This is a genomic window from Chryseobacterium scophthalmum (genome assembly GCF_900143185.1).
Classification (GTDB): Bacteria; Bacteroidota; Bacteroidia; order Flavobacteriales; family Weeksellaceae; genus Chryseobacterium; species Chryseobacterium scophthalmum.
This window is the reverse complement of sequence record NZ_FSRQ01000001.1, coordinates 1,277,375-1,296,465: the sequence shown is the minus strand read 5'-3', so window position 1 is coordinate 1,296,465 and position 19,091 is coordinate 1,277,375. Positions and strand designations below refer to the sequence as shown.

The 19,091-nt window shown below is 30.9% G+C and carries 18 protein-coding genes; 17 read left to right on the top strand and 1 reads right to left on the bottom strand.

Translation table 11 applies throughout. From position 1 onward, the window contains the following. The first annotated feature begins 55 nt into the window (after positions 1-55). The gene (locus BUR17_RS05880) at positions 56-3,142 is read left to right on the top strand and encodes a PKD domain-containing protein (protein ID WP_074229398.1); all 3,087 of its coding nucleotides are present in this window, start codon (positions 56-58) and stop codon (positions 3,140-3,142) included. 104 nt (positions 3,143-3,246) lie between these two features. Beyond that, positions 3,247-4,161, top strand: coding sequence for a hypothetical protein (locus BUR17_RS05875; RefSeq protein ID WP_074229397.1), 915 nt, complete (start codon positions 3,247-3,249; stop codon positions 4,159-4,161). 74 nt (positions 4,162-4,235) lie between these two features. Here the strand turns inward: BUR17_RS05875 and BUR17_RS05870 are convergent, their stop codons facing one another. Continuing rightward, entirely contained in the window at positions 4,236-4,898 is a 663-nt protein-coding gene (locus BUR17_RS05870) for a S24 family peptidase (protein ID WP_074229396.1), read from the bottom strand. Positions 4,899-5,814: 916 nt separating this feature from the next. Here BUR17_RS05870 and BUR17_RS20740 point away from each other — a divergent pair. The 15 genes from BUR17_RS20740 to BUR17_RS05805 all read left to right on the top strand — a co-directional run bounded on the left by BUR17_RS20740 (position 5,815) and on the right by BUR17_RS05805 (position 18,883). Continuing rightward, positions 5,815-5,973: a hypothetical protein gene (locus BUR17_RS20740; RefSeq protein WP_159437588.1), complete on the top strand. Its 159-nt coding sequence runs from the start codon at positions 5,815-5,817 to the stop codon at positions 5,971-5,973. Between the two features lie 303 nt (positions 5,974-6,276). Continuing rightward, complete coding sequence (locus BUR17_RS20735) at positions 6,277-6,453, top strand: hypothetical protein (protein WP_159437587.1); 177 nt, start codon at positions 6,277-6,279, stop codon at positions 6,451-6,453. Positions 6,454-6,511: 58 nt separating this feature from the next. Then, a complete protein-coding gene (locus tag BUR17_RS05865) occupies positions 6,512-6,889 on the top strand; it encodes a hypothetical protein (protein ID WP_074229395.1) in 378 nt (125 codons plus the stop codon). 337 nt (positions 6,890-7,226) lie between these two features. Further along, entirely contained in the window at positions 7,227-11,114 is a 3,888-nt protein-coding gene (locus BUR17_RS05855) for an AHH domain-containing protein (RefSeq protein ID WP_074229393.1), read from the top strand. Next, a complete protein-coding gene (locus BUR17_RS05850; RefSeq protein ID WP_074229392.1) occupies positions 11,098-11,808 on the top strand; it encodes an imm11 family protein in 711 nt (236 codons plus the stop codon). Before BUR17_RS05855 ends, BUR17_RS05850 begins: the two co-directional genes overlap by 17 nt. 444 nt (positions 11,809-12,252) lie before the next feature. Further along, a complete protein-coding gene (locus BUR17_RS20730; RefSeq protein WP_074229391.1) occupies positions 12,253-12,621 on the top strand; it encodes an AHH domain-containing protein in 369 nt (122 codons plus the stop codon). Positions 12,622-12,623: 2 nt separating this feature from the next. After that, complete coding sequence (locus BUR17_RS05840) at positions 12,624-13,328, top strand: hypothetical protein (RefSeq protein ID WP_074229390.1); 705 nt, start codon at positions 12,624-12,626, stop codon at positions 13,326-13,328. Positions 13,329-13,684: 356 nt separating this feature from the next. Continuing rightward, positions 13,685-14,194, top strand: coding sequence for an AHH domain-containing protein (locus tag BUR17_RS05835; protein WP_074229389.1), 510 nt, complete (start codon positions 13,685-13,687; stop codon positions 14,192-14,194). 15 nt (positions 14,195-14,209) lie between these two features. After that, positions 14,210-14,485: a hypothetical protein gene (locus tag BUR17_RS05830; RefSeq protein WP_074229388.1), complete on the top strand. Its 276-nt coding sequence runs from the start codon at positions 14,210-14,212 to the stop codon at positions 14,483-14,485. Positions 14,486-14,546: 61 nt separating this feature from the next. Continuing rightward, entirely contained in the window at positions 14,547-14,771 is a 225-nt protein-coding gene (locus BUR17_RS20635) for a hypothetical protein (RefSeq protein WP_143747531.1), read from the top strand. Between the two features lie 456 nt (positions 14,772-15,227). Then, on the top strand, positions 15,228-15,491 hold the full coding sequence (locus BUR17_RS05825) for a hypothetical protein (RefSeq protein ID WP_074229387.1): 264 nt from the start codon (positions 15,228-15,230) through the stop codon (positions 15,489-15,491). A 10-nt stretch (positions 15,492-15,501) separates the two neighbouring features. Further along, entirely contained in the window at positions 15,502-15,909 is a 408-nt protein-coding gene (locus tag BUR17_RS05820) for a hypothetical protein (protein WP_143747530.1), read from the top strand. A 376-nt stretch (positions 15,910-16,285) separates the two neighbouring features. Then, the gene (locus BUR17_RS05815; RefSeq protein ID WP_074229385.1) at positions 16,286-16,921 is read left to right on the top strand and encodes a hypothetical protein; all 636 of its coding nucleotides are present in this window, start codon (positions 16,286-16,288) and stop codon (positions 16,919-16,921) included. 291 nt (positions 16,922-17,212) lie between these two features. Next, positions 17,213-17,623 carry a 5-fold beta-flower protein gene (locus BUR17_RS05810; protein ID WP_074229384.1) on the top strand — a complete coding sequence of 137 codons (411 nt, stop codon included), beginning with the start codon at positions 17,213-17,215 and terminating at the stop codon, positions 17,621-17,623. A 402-nt stretch (positions 17,624-18,025) separates the two neighbouring features. Continuing rightward, complete coding sequence (locus BUR17_RS05805) at positions 18,026-18,883, top strand: hypothetical protein (protein WP_074229383.1); 858 nt, start codon at positions 18,026-18,028, stop codon at positions 18,881-18,883. Positions 18,884-19,091 lie beyond the last annotated feature (208 nt).

The following is a 19,091-nucleotide window of genomic DNA, read 5'->3' as shown; positions in this document are numbered from 1 at the left end:
ACTGTCTATGGAGTGTATTAAATGACCTTAATGAATCATTAAAAAATTAATAATAATGAAGAATCAATTAAGTAATATTGCCGTCCAATACCGAAAATTCAGTAAAGGACAATATATAGATTACAGCCAATTCAACGAGTTTTTAGATTTTTTCGAAGATCAGGATCGTTTGTCTAGAGTAATGTTGCAGGGAGTAGGTATTTTGTGTGGTCTCAAACCCAAACTTATTTATGTAAATAACAAATTAAACAAAATACAACTTTCTCAGGGTGTGGCTCTTACAACTGATGGAGATTTACTTACCCTAAATAATGCAGGTGAGGTAAGTAAAGAGTTGTATGTAAGTGATCTGAAGAAAATTAAATTAGAAAATAAAGAGTTTACACATTTTAAAGTGTATGATAATTTCAAAATAAGATACCCTGCATTTAATACTGGATCTACTAGTCAAATTGAGCTTTGGGAATTGGCAACAACAGAAGAAGCAAATCTTGATTTTCAACCTATTGACAGTCTTTCAAGTTTAGAAGACAAATATTTACTGCTGTATTTAGAAAGTGACGAAAAAGAAATTAAACCTTGTAGAGGGGTTGATTGTGATAATCATGGGATCCTACAAATTCGAAACCTGAAAGTATTGGTTACTACAGCTGCAGGAATTAATCATATTCTTGAAAGTGATCAGATTCAGCCCCATCCTCTGTTTATAGATGGTATAATGAGTGCTGCAACTCAGGAACGAGTGATTGTAGAGCGACTTATTTTAGAAAGAGGAGTAGAAAAAGAGGTTTTCTCTTCTGACTTAAAGAAGATGTATCAGGATGTTTTAGAGAGAAATGGGTATGGTGATATTGTTTTCAAAAAAATCAATGAAATCGCTAAAATAATAGGCGTTTCAACTGTTGATTATCAAAACTTCAAAATTTCAATTGAAGAATGTCTTGCTCAAAAAACAGGTTTCCAGTATGCTTATGATGTAGTAAAAGATTTAATGGATACCTATTCTGAAATTGTAAAATTACTTCCAAAAGCATTTACGAAATGCCTTCCCGATTTAATTTCTTTTCCTAAACATGTAATGCTTGGAAAATTAATATCAGACAAGCAATTAGATTTCTCAAGACATCTGTTTTATAATTCACCTGTTTTAGATGATGAAAAAGCGACACAAAGAGTCAAGCTGTTAATTAATCGTTTTAAGCAACAGGCACAAAACTTCAGATATTCTGATAGTTTTGAAAATGAAGCACAAATTAAAATCACTCCATCTCAAAAACTAAATCCTCTTAGCAATAAAGCAATTCCTTTTTATTATCAGGTGACAGATGAGTTTTTGAAAGCTTGGAATTTTGATAAAACAAGCAATCGATCATTTAGAGAAAATTTAGGATATGATGTTAGTTTGCTGTCATCAGACATGCATATTCAAAATCCTTTAGATTTTAACATTGATAAAAATTCTTTTTATAATATTGAAGGTCATCAAGGGATGCTTTATCAAGATGCTTTTGAGCAGATAAAAGAAATTAGAGATAAGCATCAATTGGGATTTGATATTATGGCTTTGTCTTTACAGGGATTAGTAAATAATAAAGACTTGTCAAAAGCTTATTTCAATGAATATTTAGAAAAAAATCCGGGATTAGAACATAAACGCGGAGTAGAACGTAAAGGTACTTTTTTAATTGTTTATGAGATTATCGACGGAGAATCAATAGTTGTAGCAGATTTTTCAATTCCGTACACATGTTGTACTCCAAAAACTGATGTTAAATTGAGTTTACCAAGTACTGTTATTTGTGCTGAAGCAGCACGTATACCGTTTACCGTAATTCCTGTGAATGGAGAGGTTGTTGCAAATGTAGGTAGAGGTGTGGAACTAGATGGTGGTCAGTATTTCTTTAATCCAAAATTGGTAGATCCAAGTTTACATGGTAAGGAAATTACCTTTACTGTAAATGGAAAACCTACTAATTGCAGTATTAAGGTTATTGCACAACCGGAGATAAAAGTGGTTGTTGATCATGTCTTCTATCCTGAAGGAGGAGCAATCGGAACGACGGTAAATATGGTTGTTTCCGGTGAAAACTTTAAAGACTATACTTACAGTTGGGATTTCTGGGATAATGGAAGCTTTATTACGCTGAAACCGGATGCAAAAGGAAATGTTAATTATACTTATTATAATCTGGTGCCAACAAGAATTCCGACCATAAAAGTGAAGGTGAGTGGCAGTGGATGTACTCAGGATATCGCGATAAGAGATTGGTACAAAGCTTCAGTTCAATTAAGTTTGCCAAAAGCTGTTGTTTGTTCTAATTCATCTTCTATGCCTTTTGCAGTATCTCCTGTAGGAGGAGTTGTGAAAGCCAGCGTTGGTGGAGGTGTGGTAATAGATGATGATGGACAATACCTTTTTAATCCACAATTGATAAATGCAAGTTTACACGGTCAGGTGATTACCTTTACTGTAGACGGACAATCGACCAACTGTAGTATTAAGGTTATTACGCAGCCGGATGTTGAGATTAATGTGATTGCTGTTGATTATCCAAGTGGTGGTTCAAATGAAACAGTCATACACTTTAAAGTTACTCAGCAAAATGGACAAGATTTCACAAATTATAATTACAGCTGGGATTTTGGAGATTATGGTATTCAGTCTCCATTAAACCCGGATTCTAGTGGGAATGTAAGTTGTAAGTTATATAACGTGAGTTCCAAAAATATTCCACCGATAAAGGTGACCGTGAGTAACGGAGAATGTACTGAGGTTATAACGATAAATAATTGGTACAATCCTCCTCGAGCTTCTCTTGTAATAAAAGAGATCAGATTCTCAGATACAAATTGCTGCGAGTCTGTTATGCCTGCCGTTGCAGTTCAGGCAACAGGACCTTCGCGTGTTGCACTAAAGGAAGAGAGTTTTAAATTAAACGGAATAGCTCAGGGACCGCCAACGCTTATCTATTCATGGGTAAAATTGAAAGGTCCGATGGTAACTCTTAACGGAGCTAATACATCCATTCTTGATGTGAAAGATTTAGTGGATGACGAATATGAGTTCCAACTTACAGTTTTGGATGTTGACAGCGGAGCATTTGCTCAATCTAATATATTGGTTGTAAATGTATATCGTTAAGACTAATTAAAATTTGTGTGATACCTATTGTAAAGGGATGATTTATAAACAAAACAATCATCCCTTATACATCAATTAATTAATAAATAAGAAAAAATAATATAATGGAAGCAGCAAATTGTAAAGTTGTATGTAAGATAGATTATGATTATACATCTTCGGAGCCAATTACATCTTCATCTGCGCACTATAAAATCCAAGGTTCATCAGGTTCATCTATTGAATATACCAAAAACCCTGCACCCTCGAATGGAAATGAGGTTACTCTTGAAGGTATTCAATCTGCGGATCAATATGAGTTAACATTAACATTAACAGTAAATGGAACTACAGATCAGGAAATAGTTAATTTTCAGGTGGGTAAGTGTAATCTGACATCTTGTAAAACTCCGTCTATTGGCAATGTTTATTTAGGAACGGATGATCAAATCATTATGGACTATACGGTAGACAGCAATAATTTTTATGCGGCAGAATATCAAATAGCAAAAGATGATAAATTTACAGATATTGTTTATTTTAGAGTTATTATGGGATATAATTATAATCCCACTGAATATATTGAAATGAATGACGGAACTATTGAGCAAGGTACTGTTTATCATGTAAGAGCCAGAAAACATTGCTCTACATCTGAAGTCTCAGGTTGGTCGAATGTTTTTAAGTTTACATCAGGAAAATGGAGCAGTCAAAAAGTTTTAGATGTTAATTGTTTGGCTGATCATGATGATTTTGATAATGATATTTGCTTTGGGTTAAGAGATTACGTTTGGAATACGAAAATGATTTTAAAAACATCTCTACCAAGTATTGGAAGTTTAATTTATTTGACGAATGGCAAGGTTGCAACAATAGACAATCTAAAAATTCTTGATCAAGGTGTACCTGAAAAATTCAAAAATAATGGAATCAGATGGATAAGATTCTCAAGTGTTACTCCGAATAAGGTTTATGTTGTAAGACCGGAAACAGGTGAGATATTAGAAGCTGTGAATGATTTTGATTGTTCACACTCCTAAGCATTACTTAGGAAAAGACCTTTAATAAAATCCTCAAATTTTGAGGATTTTATTGAATAAATCGGGTCTTGTAATTATCTTCTGTTATTTTTTCTTCTTGTGCTGATAATATTAAAAAGCTTTGCAACATCCTGTAAATGGATTTCAAAATCTTCGTAGTATTCATTTAGAGAATGAAGGGTGATAATGCCTCTCTCAACATCGTGGTTGACGATTCGCTTTACAAGAATTCCTTTCTCTTTGTGAACGATTACAAAATCCCATTTGTCGTAATGCAGTTTGCTCATCCAGTAATCATGTCTTATGTTTCTGCACAAAATAATATCGCCTTCCAGATAGCTTTCGTAAGATCCGTTGTCCATGCTGTCTCCTTTCACTTCAAAACACATGTATTCACCTCGGTGCTCTACATCATCAGTAAAAGGAATTGTAGGTAAACTTTCTATATATTCTTCATCAGCAAAGTTGTGCAAATAGCCGGCTTGTGCATATTGATTGGCAAGAGGAACATTCATGATTTTTAAATCTGAGAAAACAACAGGTGATGCACCGTCATTTAATTTGTTTTCTTGTTCCTGTAATAGATTGGTTACAAAATAAGCGGTGGTTTCCGGTATTTTTCGTTCGCCTTTCTCCCAGTATTGTACGGCTCTGGTACCAACACCTATAGATTTTGCTATATCAGCCTGCTTCATCTTTAGTTTCTTTCTGATTTCTTTGAATTCTAAATAGTTCATTTTGATATGTTTATAGTTATTTTATAAAAATATATGAAAAATGTTCATTTTTTATTTTGAAAAACGAACAATGTTCGTATATTTGTCTCGTCGCTATGAAAGAACAATGCAAATATACAAAATTATATTAATGATTTAATTTTATTTTAATATTTAGATACTTTTTAAATAGATTATTATGGGTTGAAAATCAGTATATTGTATTTTGTTTTTTATGTTTGAAATAATTGAAAATTGGATTTTATTTTTATGTTTTATTTAATAATTACTGAACCTGAAATGTTTTTAAATCAGCGAAATGCGTTTTTTGTGCTTAGGTTAAAATGTATTATGTTCGTTTTTATTAAGTTTTGAAAATGAAAAAAATGCGTTTAATTTTTATCTGCTTCAAAATAAAGCAACCATTTAGCTCTTTTGTTTTTTTTTGAAACTAAAAGACAAGCCAAACAATGTAGAATAATACTGCTGTTTAGTATATAAAATATCGATTAATTATAGCTAACTGTAAGAATATTAATACATTGAAAGAGCAAATGAAGTTTGTGAAACAGACCTGCTAATTTTTAAAAATACTTTAAAAGTAAAATAGACTGTTGTGTTCTTTTACAAACAAATTACGAGAAGTAAATGCTGTTATTGGATGTTAATAAAACATCGATTTCTTATCAATATTCAATAGAATCATTTACCCAAAAGTAAAATTTAAAACAAAGAAGTTGGTGTATCGTTTCTGTTAGAAAAATACCAAAGATCGGCTTCTAAAAACCAAAATTAAATAATGTATAAACATCTGTTTAAAGACTTAAAATAAGTCTTTAGAGGCTTTGTTGTCTTATTTAAACAGAGACAGTTTTAATAACCATGAAACTTGTCTGATTATAAAAAAAACTTTTAACATAAAAACTTTTAACCAAAAATGAAACGTAGCAAAGAATTAGTAGAGAAAAGAAAAAATTTTGTAATTGATTATGTAAAACGCAATCAAAATAAGCAGATGAAAGTGATTGTAACCGAATTGACAGAAATGCTGTTTTTATCTGAAAGAACAATATATAACATTATCCTTGAGAGTTAGTTTGTAAATAATATTGCAAAATTCAGTCTTATATATTTTAAAAAGAGAAAATGATTTAAAGTCATTCTGTTGGCTTTAATAACTAACCCATCAACCATGAATTAAAAGAGTTGTCACAACTTCTTTCTCAAATGTAAACTTGTAGATAAAAGTATAAGGAAAAAACGGTTTTAGTTTTTTAGTTCTATTGTTTTTAGACGAAATAAAAGACTGAAAAGAAACCGTTTTGACCTTGTATTTCTAGAGAAATCAACTTTCAAAATATTAAAAAAACAACCAACCATTTAATCAACTTTAGAAACCATGAAAAAGAAAGATAAAAAAAAGAATAAAAAAAATAAAGAAAGTAAGGAAAAATTGAAAAAACCTAAAAAAGACATCAATGATCTTATTGACGAATTAGCCTATGTAAATGAAAAGGGAAACATTCGAAAAAGCAAAAGATTTTTAGATGACATGTACATACTTGATGAGGAATAGTTTTACATCTATAATTCGCGAAAAAAATAAAATTTTTAATAAATAATATATAGGAAGAATGAATTTGGATGGTTTAAAAGCTCTTTTAATCGGAACTGCAATTGCATTTTCAGGAGGATTATTAAGGGTACTGGTCTCAATACAAAACAAAGAGAAAAAACAATTATGGGAGCATTTTGTCACCTTGGCAATTGTTGTAATTGTAGGTTTTACAATGAGTTATTTAATGAATAGAGCCGACCTGCATGATAAATGGTATTCTACAGGAGTATTGTTTGTGCTTGGTTATGGTTATGATAAATTCCTGAAAATGATCACTACCAATCTGCCAAACTGGATTGACACAGCAGTGAATCTTTTTATTGAAAATAGATACGGTGTAAAAACAGATAGACATTTTGAGGATGAGGAAGATAAAAAAGATGAAAATATTTAACAGGGAATCAAAATACCTACGTCATTTAGATAGAAAAGATTCTTAAAAAAAGCCTACTGCAACTACAGAATCCCTCAATCAGAAAGCAGGTAATTCTCAAAAAAATGGGTGAATTTTGAAATTAAGAATTTGAAAACTTGAATATTTAGAAAAGCAAGAAAGTAACACTGTAAATAACTCAGCATACCCATTTCTCACCCCAAAGCTGGGTACTTCAATTCTTAAAAATTCACCATACACGGTCTGATTCCTCAGATCAACAGGTATATAAAACGCAATCACATCAATTGCGTTTTGTATGCCTTCTAACTCAATATGAAATAAAAAAACTAAGTCAATGAAAACAGCAAAACCTGTAGAAAAAGACAATAAAGTCCAACAAAGCCAGACTAAAAATCAACGGCAAAAAGAACCATCGGTTATACCTTTATCTGAAGTAGAGGTAGGAGGCGTACAAACCCAAAAGTCTGAAGAATCAAAAGGTAATTCCGGATCAGGAAACCTTAATGGAAGTATCGTACCTGTTCATGGCTCGCAAACCATTTACGACCAAGGCTCAGAAATAATGTATGGAAAACTTCAGGAAAGTTTGGCTCAAACCGGCGATATCAATCATCCCGATACTAAAGAGATTGAGAAAGGTTATATGACAACCCTGAATATTGATCAGGCACGTGATTATAACGATCTTAAATCGGGAACTTATTTACCAAAGACCGTACAAGAACAAGCTGCAAATCATCAAGAGAGCAAAAAAGACAAGGAAGTAAAGCCGAAACAAAAAGCAAAATCAGTGAGCAAGAGCAAAACCGATGCTTCTTTGGCTGACTTGTCAAGTTCTCCGGCTACGCAATTGGTTAGTGATTTTAATGCGGTACAAAATAGCAGTACTGCACTTTTAAATAGCCAAACCGAGAAAGCAAAAGGAGAACTTCCAAAAGTGAATGCAAAAATAGGGAGTGCTTTTTCCGGATCTAAAGCAAAAGGTAAAGCCGGTAAAGATAAAACTGTAGCAAAATCAAGCAAGAAGACAGTGAAATCTGCAGCTCAAAAACCTAAGTCAAAAGAAGTCTCTTTCCCGCAAAGCGAGCCATTGAAAAAAGTAAGCTATTCTTTTAATTCAGCAGGTGCTAAAAACGGAACTTTTGAAAGACAGGCTCATGATCAGCTTAGAGGAATTCAGCTAAATACTTCTGCAATTCCTACAAGAATGCAACAAAGTGCAAATTTAGATCTTAGTGGAGAAGCCGATACAGAACACTTATCAATTGAGCAAAATGATGCTGCACAAGATATGGGTATCAAAAAAAATCAGGCGGCAAAAGACATTCATAAAGATTATGGTGAAAACAGCATTATCAAAAAACCAAACGATGAAACCCTTAAATCCTCTCGTAAAATAACTTCCAAAGCTGTTAAAAAACAACCTATGGATGCTTTAAAACTGGATGGTATTGATGAAGCTAGTATCAATGCTCAATTTGAACCGATCATTCAATCAAAAATAGGAGCCGAAACCGAGAAATATCAAACGGCAGAATTTGAGCATAATCAAAAAGTAATTGAACATGAAAAATCTTCTGAAAATCAAATAAATGAAGAGAAAAACAAGTCGCAGGAAAAACAGCTGAAATCTGTAAAAGACGCTCAAGCTGACGTTAATCAATCAAGAACTGAGTGGCAAAATGAGCTCAATAAAACAGAATCTGATTTTGCGAAAAAATCGAGCAACCAGGCCAAAACAACTCTCGGAAATATAAAAACGGAGAAAAGCAGAGGTGAAACTGCAGCTCAGGGTCATATTGATAACGCTAATAAAGAAGCGCGTAAGAAAAAAGAAGTCGCAGATAAAAATGCTAAAGAAAAAAAGGAGCAAGAAGAGAAAAAGAGCGGAGGTTTCTTTGGTTGGGTTGCAGATAAAGCTACAGCATTTATTAACGCCCTCAAAGATGCGCTGAATTTTATTTTTACCAAACTCAGAGAAGCGGTAAAAGTTCTTTTTGAAGCGGCCAAAAAATTAGTTTTAGCAGCATTAGAAATAGCAAGAAAAGCAATTGTAGGCTTTATCAAAGGTTTTGCTTCGTTGTTAAAAGGTTTCTTAGACTTTGCTTTGGCGGCGTTCCCTGGTATCAGAGACCGACTAAAAGCCAAAATAGACAAATACGTTGCGGTTGCCGAAAAATTCGTAAACGAAACATTTGAAGTCTTCAAAAAAGCAGTTGTTGCTATTATTGATTTCTTGGCAGAAGCAGTAGATACACTTATTGGCGCACTGCAGGATTTTTACAACCTGATTCTTGATGCGGTTAATTTTATTGTAGCCGGAATTATAAAAATAATGGAAGGTTTATACAACTTGACAAGTTCGGCTATGGTAATGCCGGATAACTTTATGGGACAAATTTCTGAAGAGTTTTTGGGAATGGATGTAACAAAACCGTTACCATTTGAAAAAACAGCAATGACTAAGGCTGCAAGCTCAGGATCGGATTCAGAATACTCTGATTTGTTAGGAAGAAACTCTTACGATGAAAGTGATTTCCATGTTGATCCTGTAACGAATGATATGGAATTGAGCCCGGAACTTCTCTCTCAATTACAAGACAGTAATGGTGAAATTAATTTCGGAGCCAATAACAATACGCTTGATCTATTTAAACAATCTGCTGCCGGATCACAAGAAATGGAAGGTGATGCAACTGCAGCCGAAAAACAAGACATTCCAGCCGATCCATACGCTCAAGCTGATTGGTTTATTGATTATCAAAACAAACAATCACCGCCTAGTACAGATACAGGAAGTGCTTCTGGTAAACAGGCTGCAACAGAAAGCTCAATGCCTGAAGAAATGAAATTGGTAGGTCCTTGGACTCCTTTGGTTCGTATGTATTACCTAAAAGAGCAGATGTGGTCAGGAATTAAGAAAAACTGGGAAGAAAACAAATGGAAGTATATTGGTATCGGAGCTGCAATTGTTCTCGGAATAACCGCATTGGCGATTCTTACAGCAGGAGCTATTTTTGCATTGATTCCACCTGCACTCGAAATCTTTGCTGCTATAATGATGGCACAAGCAGTTGCAAAAGCGAGTGGTTTCTTCAAAACATTTATGACTGATGGTTGGCTAGGAAAAACAGCTACCGCAGGAAAAGCTTTAGCAAGAGCAATCGGGATTATTTTAGTTGAATTAATTTTCATACTTTTATTCGATTCTGCTGCATTGTTTAAAGTATTAAAAACAGCAGCCAAAGGCGGAGTGAAAGGAGTGGTTAATTTAGCCAAAGCGGGAGCGAAAAGCACATTGAAAGCCGGCAAAAATGCTCTTGTTGCTACCGGAAAAGGATTTGTAAAACAGGCTGGTAAAGCGAAGTTCTTTGTTCAGGGAATAGGAAAAGGAATAGCTAAAGGCGCTAAAAATTTAGACGAGTTAGGTGAAAACTTAGCGAAACGTTTTAAATTTAAAGGATTTAAAATTGTTGTCAAAGGATTTAAATTTTATCTTTACGGAAGCGTTAATCCTTGGGTTTTATTGGCGAGTGGAGAAGTTACAGAAGTAAAAGAAGTAATAAATAAAGGAGGTAAAAAAGTAGGTCAAAAAGGAGAGTTTACTACTATAGCAGGTGAACAAATTGAGGGAATCCTTATCGGTACAGGAAGAGGAACAAGAAAATCTAAATTTGTAAGAGCTATAGAAGACGGAACTCAAGATGCGGATGAATTCTTGAAATTAGCTGATGATTCCGCTAGACAAAAAATAATAAATGGTGTAGATTCATTTAATTATGAAGAAGCCATTAAGTTATATGGGCAAAAAGCTGCAGACATAATTAAAAATCGAAGCAGTATTGCTAAAAACGCAGGGAAACATTTAGCCAAAGAGTTTGAACAAGCGCATCACTTAATTCCTATTGAGTTAATACAAAAATCTAAGCTTGTTCGAAAAGCAATAGAAGGAGGTTTTGAATTTAACGGGAAAATAAATGCTAAATGGCTGAAACAGTTTAGTAGCAAATTTGAACATTTAAAAGACGGAGTTCATGCAAGCCATCCTAATTATACCAAAGGAGTTGAAAAAATGTTGGATGATATCTTAGTAGGATTAAATAAAAATATTGATGAAATATCAGAAAATGAAGCGAAAGCTATTATGGACAATATTGCTAAAAAATTAGCTAAGAAAATAGAAGAAAATCCAACAACAAAAATTAATGACTTATTTAATTGAAAACAATATTAATATGATTAAATTTTTTGAAATCACTTATAGTGTTGATGAAAAGATTTCGGGATGTGAATCTCAAATTAACAATTTTTTTGAAAAATCAAACTTGACCAAGCAAGTTATTGACTTGTATCAAGATAACATGAAAAATACTTTCATTGATGATCAAATTATAAATCTTCACAATTTTAGTATGGACAAAAAATCTAAATTAACAGACATATTGAGTAGCGATTATTTAAAACTTGATGGTTTTTTTATTAGCAAAAAATTGAGAGAAATTATTGAAAAAACGATAGTATATAAATTTAAAATTTTAGATACAACTTTATATAAAAAAGGCGAAAAAATTGTTAACTATTTCTTTTTTAATGTAATTAATACAGATAACATAGATTACAAAAAAAGCTCATTTAGAGTTGATGCTTCTCTTGTTAATTGGCGTGATGGAGGTAGAGAAATTGAAATTAATAACGAAGAAGAATTATTTTCAAAGGCTTGGGAAGTAATTATGGATGATCCTACGATGAAAATACTTCCAAAGAAAGCTATTCTTAAAGAATATGTTGATATAATTAAATTTGCCAATTCAAGTTCTATTTATTGTTCAGAACATCTTAAGAAAAAAATAGAAGAAGAAAAACTGACAGGTGTAGTATTTGAAGAGACAGATATAGAATTTTATTTAGATCAATAAATCACATTTAAATTTTTTTTAACCGAAACTATAAAAAAGTTTCGGTTTTTTATTTAGACCCTGACTAAAGGATTTAAATTTTATCTTTACGGAAGTGTTAATCCTTGGGTTTTACTGGCAAGTGGTGAAATTACAGAAGTCGTTAATAAAGGCGGTAAAAAAGTAGGTGAAGAAGGTAAGTTTCTTACGAAAAGTGGGGATGAAATTGAAGGAATACTTGTTGGAATTGGTAAAAATCCAAATAAATCTAAATTTGTAAAGAGTTTAGAAGATGGTACAACAGATGTAGAAGAATTCTTAAAATTATCCGATGATGTTTCGCGACAACAGCTTATACGAGGTGTAGATTCATTTAACTATGAAGAAGTTGTTAAAGAATATGGCCAAAAAGTAGCAGATATTATTAAAAATAGAAGCAGTATTGCAAAAAATGCAGGAAAACATTTGGCGAAAGAATTTGAACAAGCACATCACTTGATTCCAATAGAACTGATAACAAATCAAAAAGTTGGAGAGTTTATACGGAAAGCCATAAATGGAGGTTTCGAATTTAATGGAAAGATAAATGCAAAATGGTTAAAACAGTTTAGTAGTAAATTCGAACATTTAAAAGATGGGGTTCATGCGAGTCATCCTCAATATACAAATAGAGTTGTAGATTTTATAGAGAATACTGTTAAAACTGAATTAGGGAAATCTCTAAGTCAGGTTTCTAAACAAGAAGCTAAAGAAGTACTAGAAATAGTTTCTCAATCTCTTGATGAGATTATTACAGTAAATAAAAATATGAAAATTAATGATATAATTTTTTAAACATGAAACTAGTTAAATATTATAGAATAAAATCTTCTATATCTTCAGATGTTACCGGTGTAAAATCAGAGAAAGAGCAATTGATTGATTTTGTTGATTTTGAAAATAATACACCCGAAAGAGTTTCGAAATATGGTGTTAATCATTTCGAATTATTGGATGATACCTTTGATATGACTAAGTTTAAGGCTCATGTTCAAGCTAATGAAACAGATGTTTTAAGTTCTGTTTTTTTATCTTCAGATGGTTTTTTTATAAATAATAAACTTAGAACTATTTTAGAAGAATATAAAATTTCTAATTATAGATTTATGGATGTTAAAATTCATGGACATCAATGTGCAGATTGGAAATATTTTTTTTTAAATATTGAAAGTATATCAAATATTGATTATAAAAAATCAATATTTGTAATCAATAAAAGAATTAAGTCTTTACGCAAACCTGAGTTTGAAAAAGAAATTAATTCACCGATTAATTCGTTCAAAGATTTGGTCAAAGAAAATAAGCGAATCACTAAAGAAGAAGGTGTTTTATTTAGTTCTTATCCAAAAAAAATAGTTATGGATGAATATTTTGATTTACTTCGACCAGAAATAGATACGGTTATGTGGTGTTCAGAAGAACTAAAAAGAAGGATTGAGAAGGAAAAAATATCAGGTGTTGAATTCATGGAACTTAATGTTGAAGAAGTATTTATTAAATAATAATTATATACTACAATAAAAAGAGATATTTACTTTCGTCTTGCTCAATTAGATGATAAACTTTAAATAAAAAACCGAAATTTTACAAGTTTCGGTTTTTTATTTAGACCCTGACTAAAGGATTTAAATTTTATCTTTACGGAAGTGTTAATCCTTGGGTTTTACTGGCGAGTGGAGAAGTTACAGAAGTTGTAGAAGTAACAAATAAAGGAGGTAAAAAAGTAGGCCAAAAAGGAGAGTTTAAAACTATAGCAGGTGAACAAATTGAGGGAATCCTTATTGGGACAGGAAGAGGAACAAAAAAGTCCAAATTTGTAAGGGCTATAGAAGACGGAACTCAAGATGCAGATGAGTTTTTGAAATTAGCAGATGATTCCGCTAGGCAAAAGATCATAAATGGTGTAGATTCATTTGACTATGAAAAAGCTATAAGAGACTATGGACAAAAAGCTGCAGACATAATTAAAAATCGAAGCAGTATTGCAAAAAACGCTGGAAAACATCTGGCTAAGAAATATGAACAAGCACATCACTTGATTCCAATCGAATTGATATCAAATGAAAAAGTTGGTAAGTTTGTACAAAAAGCAATAGAAGGAGGCTTTGAATTTAACGGGAAAATAAATGCTAAATGGTTGAAACAGTTTAGTAGCAAATTTGAACATTTAAAAGATGGAGTACATGCAAGCCATCCAAAGTATACAAATGGTGTTGAAGATATGATTGGGGCTCTTTTACTGACGTCTGGAAAAAGCATTGATGAAATTACAGAGAGTCAAGCTAGAATGATGCTAGAAAAAATAGCGTCACAAGTATTGAAGAAAATAGAAGATAACCCAACAACAAAAATTAATGAATTATTCTAAAATTATCTATATGTTATGTTAAAATATTATCGAATAAATTATTCTACAGACCAGAATATAATAGGTTCTAAAGGAGCACAAATTGACAATTTTTATAATAGAAGTTTGATCAAAGAATCTGAGATTAAAAAATACAATGATAATCGAAAAAACAGATTTATTGATACAAGTGAAATTAATGTATATAATTTTGCGTTAAACGCGGAAGCAAATCTAACGGATATTTTAAACAGTAATTATTTATTTTTAGATGGTTTTTTTATTAGTAGTAAGCTAAAAATAATATTTTAAAATAGTATAAAGGAAAATTATAAGTTTCTAAATACGAGTATATATAAAGGTGAAAATTTAATTGAAAATTATTTTTTTTTTTAATGTTATAGATACTGAAAATATAAATTATACTAAAACTATTTTTAGAATAGATTCAACCCTAATGTCATGGCGTGATGGCGGTAAAGAAATCATCATTAATAATAAAGAAGAATTATTTGAGAAAGGATGGGAGGTTGTATTAGATGATGCTACAAAAACTATTTTGCCTAAAAAAGCTTATATAAATATACAGATATTTTAAGATTTGCTAATTCACATTTTATTTATTGTTCAGAACATCTTAAGAAAAAAATAGAAGAAGAAAAACTGACAGGTGTAGTATTTGAAGATACAGATATAGAGTTTTATTTAGATCAATAAAATCACATTTAAATTTTTTTTAACCGAAACTCTAAAAAAGTTTCGGTTTTTTATTTGAGCTTAGTCAAAGCTTTAAAATTGTTGTAAAAGGATTTAAATTTTATCTTTACGGAAGCGTTAATCCTTGGGTTTTACTGGCGAGTGGAGAAGTTACAGAAGTTGTAGAAGTAACAAATAAAGGAGGTGAAAAAGGAGAGCTTTAATCATATTTTTGTTTTTAGATAATAGTAACCACACGAAAGGATTCGTGCGGTAGCGAGGGGAGTTAAAGCTATTTGATAATAATCTTAATGGATTATATAGATCAATAGAGTTACCCGATGGAACTTTCAAAAGAGTGATTACTTTAAAAGAAAACCCTAATGTAGCAACTTTTTACGAAGAATGTTATCATGCTTTGCAAGATTTGAATGGACATCCTGAAAGAGGAACAGTATATGCAAATGGAGGAACTATTTATGATAATGTTGATTTGTGGGAATATGATGCCAAAGTTAGAATTCTTGAAGAAGCCGAAAAGTTAGGTATATCTCAAAAAGAAATAGAAAAACTAAATGATCATATAGGAAGTGTTTTACGAAATGAATACGGAAATTACTAAAAATAAAACTATGAATACAAAAAAAATAAACTTGAATATTTCTTATAATATTGAAAAAAATAATTTTATCTTAATCATAGAAATGATAAATCTTACCGATGAAACTATAGAGTTTTCTTTTTCTAACGATACAGGATCCTTAGCAAGAAATTGCATCAAAGTATATGACGAACAAAAAAAAATGTTAAAAAGTTCTGGGCTATCCATAGGTATTCCCATAAATATATCTAATCATATGTATAATATAAGCCCTCATGAAAGTGAAATATTGAAATTAAAAGCAGAGATAGAACAAATAAAAGACTATATGTTTTTATCTTTTCATGGTGTGTCTTATTTAATTGATAAACAAAAAAAATACTACTTATCATTTAGTTTTTTATCCTCTACATCAAATTTACTTGAAATTAAAATTTAAAGAAAAAAGATGTTAAAATATTAGAACATCTAAGAGATAGAGATTTTCAAATATGGCAAAATAGTATAAATAAATGAGAATTAGATTTTAAAAATCAAAATATAATATTGAAATTAAAAGAAAATTAAAAATTATTTATCAAGAAAGCCACTCAATCAAAATGATTTTTTTCTGGCTTAATTTCAAGTTACAGGATTGATCTATAAACCCGAAAAATATATTTTTTTATATTGAAGTTAATAATGAGATTAGAATACCTCCTTATTAAATCAATGAATAACAATGATTCTAAAATATATATTACAACAAAATGAAAAGAAAAATATATGAAACTGAATATTTCTTATATATTAAACTATCAATAAAACCTAATTAAATGAACAACGAAATAAACGACCTCCTTTATCACTACAACGAAGAAGGAAATGAAGGATATGATTTAAATGAAGTTCAACTCCTTGAAAAAATAGATTTTGAAAGGGTTGAAAAATTAAAATTGCTTCTTCATAATGACAATCAATATATTGCTTATCAGGCAATGCTTATTTTACTTGCGTGGTCAATACCTGAAGGATTTCAACAACTAGATAAGTTTATTTCTAAAAAATGGGATGAAAAAGAAAATTTTGAACCTCACAGACTATATAATGAAGATAATGTATATGATGTAATTACAAATGCATTATTCATTGCTACTTTAAATGGAAAAAATGAACAAGAATTATATCCCTATATTAAACATTTTTTGAGTGTTTACGGAGATAAGTTTTTTGAATCTAATTTAAAAGATTTTCTATTAAAGAAAAATTGCAGACCACTTTTAAAAGAAATAGAACAAGCTATGCAAAGTGCTTTAAAAAATAAAAGATACTATCAGGCAAGCCAACTGTTTCCTGTTATTGCGCATTATGACAAAGACAATTTGAGTAAGTTCATAAATGTTTTTAATGACTTAATAAGTCAAGATGATAGAATTTCATATAATATAGAAGAAGCAGAAAAAAATATTTAATATCAGTTGAAAAAAAGCAGTTTTATGAGATCGTAAAACTGTTTTTTTTGTTGTCAAAAAGAATGCTCAAAAGTGTAAAATGTAAAGATTATAGATATAACAGGATAGTTCAAAATTACCATATTAATATTTTTTTCCTTCTTCTTTTTAGTAATATCTTTTTTGCGGAGTTTTTTTATTTTTTTTAAAATAAAAATTTTTAGAAGCTTCACCTTTTTTGTATTCAATAAAACTCATTATCTTTATACATGAGACCAAGGATCTAAATACATCTTATTAAATTTAAAAACCATGAAAAAAACATTATTCATTTGTTCCCTTTTGTTCAGTCTTTCCATTGCAAATGCGCAAACGATAGAATCGGGAAGTCGCAGTACTACAGGTTATATCAAAAGTGATGGTACGATCGAAAACAGCAGTCGTTCTACGGTAGGTTACATTAAAAATGACGGTACAATTGAAAATAAAAGCCGAAGTACCATTGGTTATATCAAGAGTGATGGTACGATAGAAAACAAAAGCCGCTCTACTGTAGGTTATGTTAAAAAAGATGGAACCGTAGAAAATAGCAGTCGTTCAACGATTGGTTACATTAAAGATGATGGAACGGTAGAAAACAGCAGCCGCAGTACGATTGGCTACGCAAGAGGAATTAAAAAAGAATGGGCAGCAGTGACTTTTTTCTTCTTTAAATTAGATTAAAAAATAATGCTGTTCTATTTAAAGATATCAATTAAAACGTAAGGCTCGGATTTTTATAATCCGGGCTTTTTCTTTTTTATAAGCATAAATGGATAAATATAATATTCCAATTTGAGATAGATATCTTCATTTCTATAAGTTTTCTAAGATACTGCAACTACTAATTTTACAAGGTGAAAAACTTGCGTAAAAATAAAAAAACATGAATTTTAAGAGTCGAGTTTAAATATGTAATTATTTGATTTTGATATAAATAGAAGTTGCTGCAACTACAGGATAGTGAGGGCGAAAAACTTTCATAAGAATGAAAAAAAGATGAATTTTGAGCTTTAAATCAGATAGTAATTGAAATCTCAAAAACATTCTACTAAAAACAGGAAGCAGTAAGAATATTAAAATATTATGAAAATAGACACATTAACAACAAGAGAACAGTTAAAAGCATATTTTGAAACAGGTAAATATCCGACGCAAAGCCAGTTTTCGGATTTGATAGATTTATTAAGACTTAAAGAAGATGTTCTTACCAAAAAAGAATTGGCAATCTTCGCCAATAATTTAGCAGCTATTGATAACGTATTCGTTAATTTTTTAGTAAGCGATATGGGAAATTTAAATTTTTCAATAGTAGTAAGCACGGAAGATGAACCGGATCAAGTGATCTCGGCGAGAGATTTCAAAAGTTTTTTAGATAAACGTTATATAATAGGCAGTGCACCTTACACGATTAAAGTAAAAGAAGTTGAAGAGGGTGATTTAAGAGAAAATGAATATTATAGTTTGGTGTATCAATTAAATCAGACCTATAGTATTCTTAGGTTGTTTGGAAATAATCTGAAAACAGTTCCTGTCGGGTTTGATTTTGGTGAGCTGGAAAGTATTGGCTTACCTATACAAATTTCAAAAGGTGATTATGGAAAAAAAATAAATGTTTTAAACACAAACATTAAGTTCGTTAATAAAACTCAAGTTCCTATTCGATATAGAGTTCAGGCTCCTGGATGGAGTAATACATATAAAAGCGAAGATACGGTGACTGACCATTATGACTTGGGAGATTATTTTACCTTCTATTATAATGCGGATCTTACAAAAGTTGATCAATCAATACAATGCAACGTTTATGATGCAGATAATGACAATCTTTTAACGACAGCTTACCTAAATGCAGGACAAAACCCAAACAATTTGAATGGCGGTCAGGTAGTGGGAATCAGAAATGTAAGAATAGAATGTAATTATTCTGCAAATGAAAAATAAATAAATTCAATCATTCAGAAAAATAAATCTGAAGAAATAAAGGGAAATAGCTTTCTAATAACTATTTAACAAGCGATTAAGGAGTACTAAAATCCTATAATTGGGCTCTACAAGAAATTGTAAAAACCAATACCGAAAACAGCAGACCAAAGATTCTTCGACGATATTATATGATGGCTTATTCTGCATCAATTAGCCTGTGATTGTA

Coding starts and splice junctions, on each gene's coding strand:
- BUR17_RS05880 (WP_074229398.1), top strand. CDS start 56: ATGAAGAATCAATTAAGTAATATTGCCGTCCAATACCGAAAATTCAGT.
- BUR17_RS05840 (WP_074229390.1), top strand. CDS start 12,624: ATGAAACTAGTTAAATATTATAGAATAAAATCTTCTATATCTTCAGAT.
- BUR17_RS05815 (WP_074229385.1), top strand. CDS start 16,286: ATGAACAACGAAATAAACGACCTCCTTTATCACTACAACGAAGAAGGA.
- BUR17_RS05830 (WP_074229388.1), top strand. CDS start 14,210: ATGTTAAAATATTATCGAATAAATTATTCTACAGACCAGAATATAATA.
- BUR17_RS20735 (WP_159437587.1), top strand. CDS start 6,277: ATGAAAAAGAAAGATAAAAAAAAGAATAAAAAAAATAAAGAAAGTAAG.
- BUR17_RS05850 (WP_074229392.1), top strand. CDS start 11,098: ATGACTTATTTAATTGAAAACAATATTAATATGATTAAATTTTTTGAA.
- BUR17_RS05810 (WP_074229384.1), top strand. CDS start 17,213: ATGAAAAAAACATTATTCATTTGTTCCCTTTTGTTCAGTCTTTCCATT.
- BUR17_RS05865 (WP_074229395.1), top strand. CDS start 6,512: ATGAATTTGGATGGTTTAAAAGCTCTTTTAATCGGAACTGCAATTGCA.
- BUR17_RS05870 (WP_074229396.1), bottom strand. CDS start 4,898: ATGAACTATTTAGAATTCAAAGAAATCAGAAAGAAACTAAAGATGAAG.
- BUR17_RS05875 (WP_074229397.1), top strand. CDS start 3,247: ATGGAAGCAGCAAATTGTAAAGTTGTATGTAAGATAGATTATGATTAT.
- BUR17_RS05805 (WP_074229383.1), top strand. CDS start 18,026: ATGAAAATAGACACATTAACAACAAGAGAACAGTTAAAAGCATATTTT.
- BUR17_RS20740 (WP_159437588.1), top strand. CDS start 5,815: ATGAAACGTAGCAAAGAATTAGTAGAGAAAAGAAAAAATTTTGTAATT.
- BUR17_RS05855 (WP_074229393.1), top strand. CDS start 7,227: ATGAAAACAGCAAAACCTGTAGAAAAAGACAATAAAGTCCAACAAAGC.
- BUR17_RS05820 (WP_143747530.1), top strand. CDS start 15,502: ATGAATACAAAAAAAATAAACTTGAATATTTCTTATAATATTGAAAAA.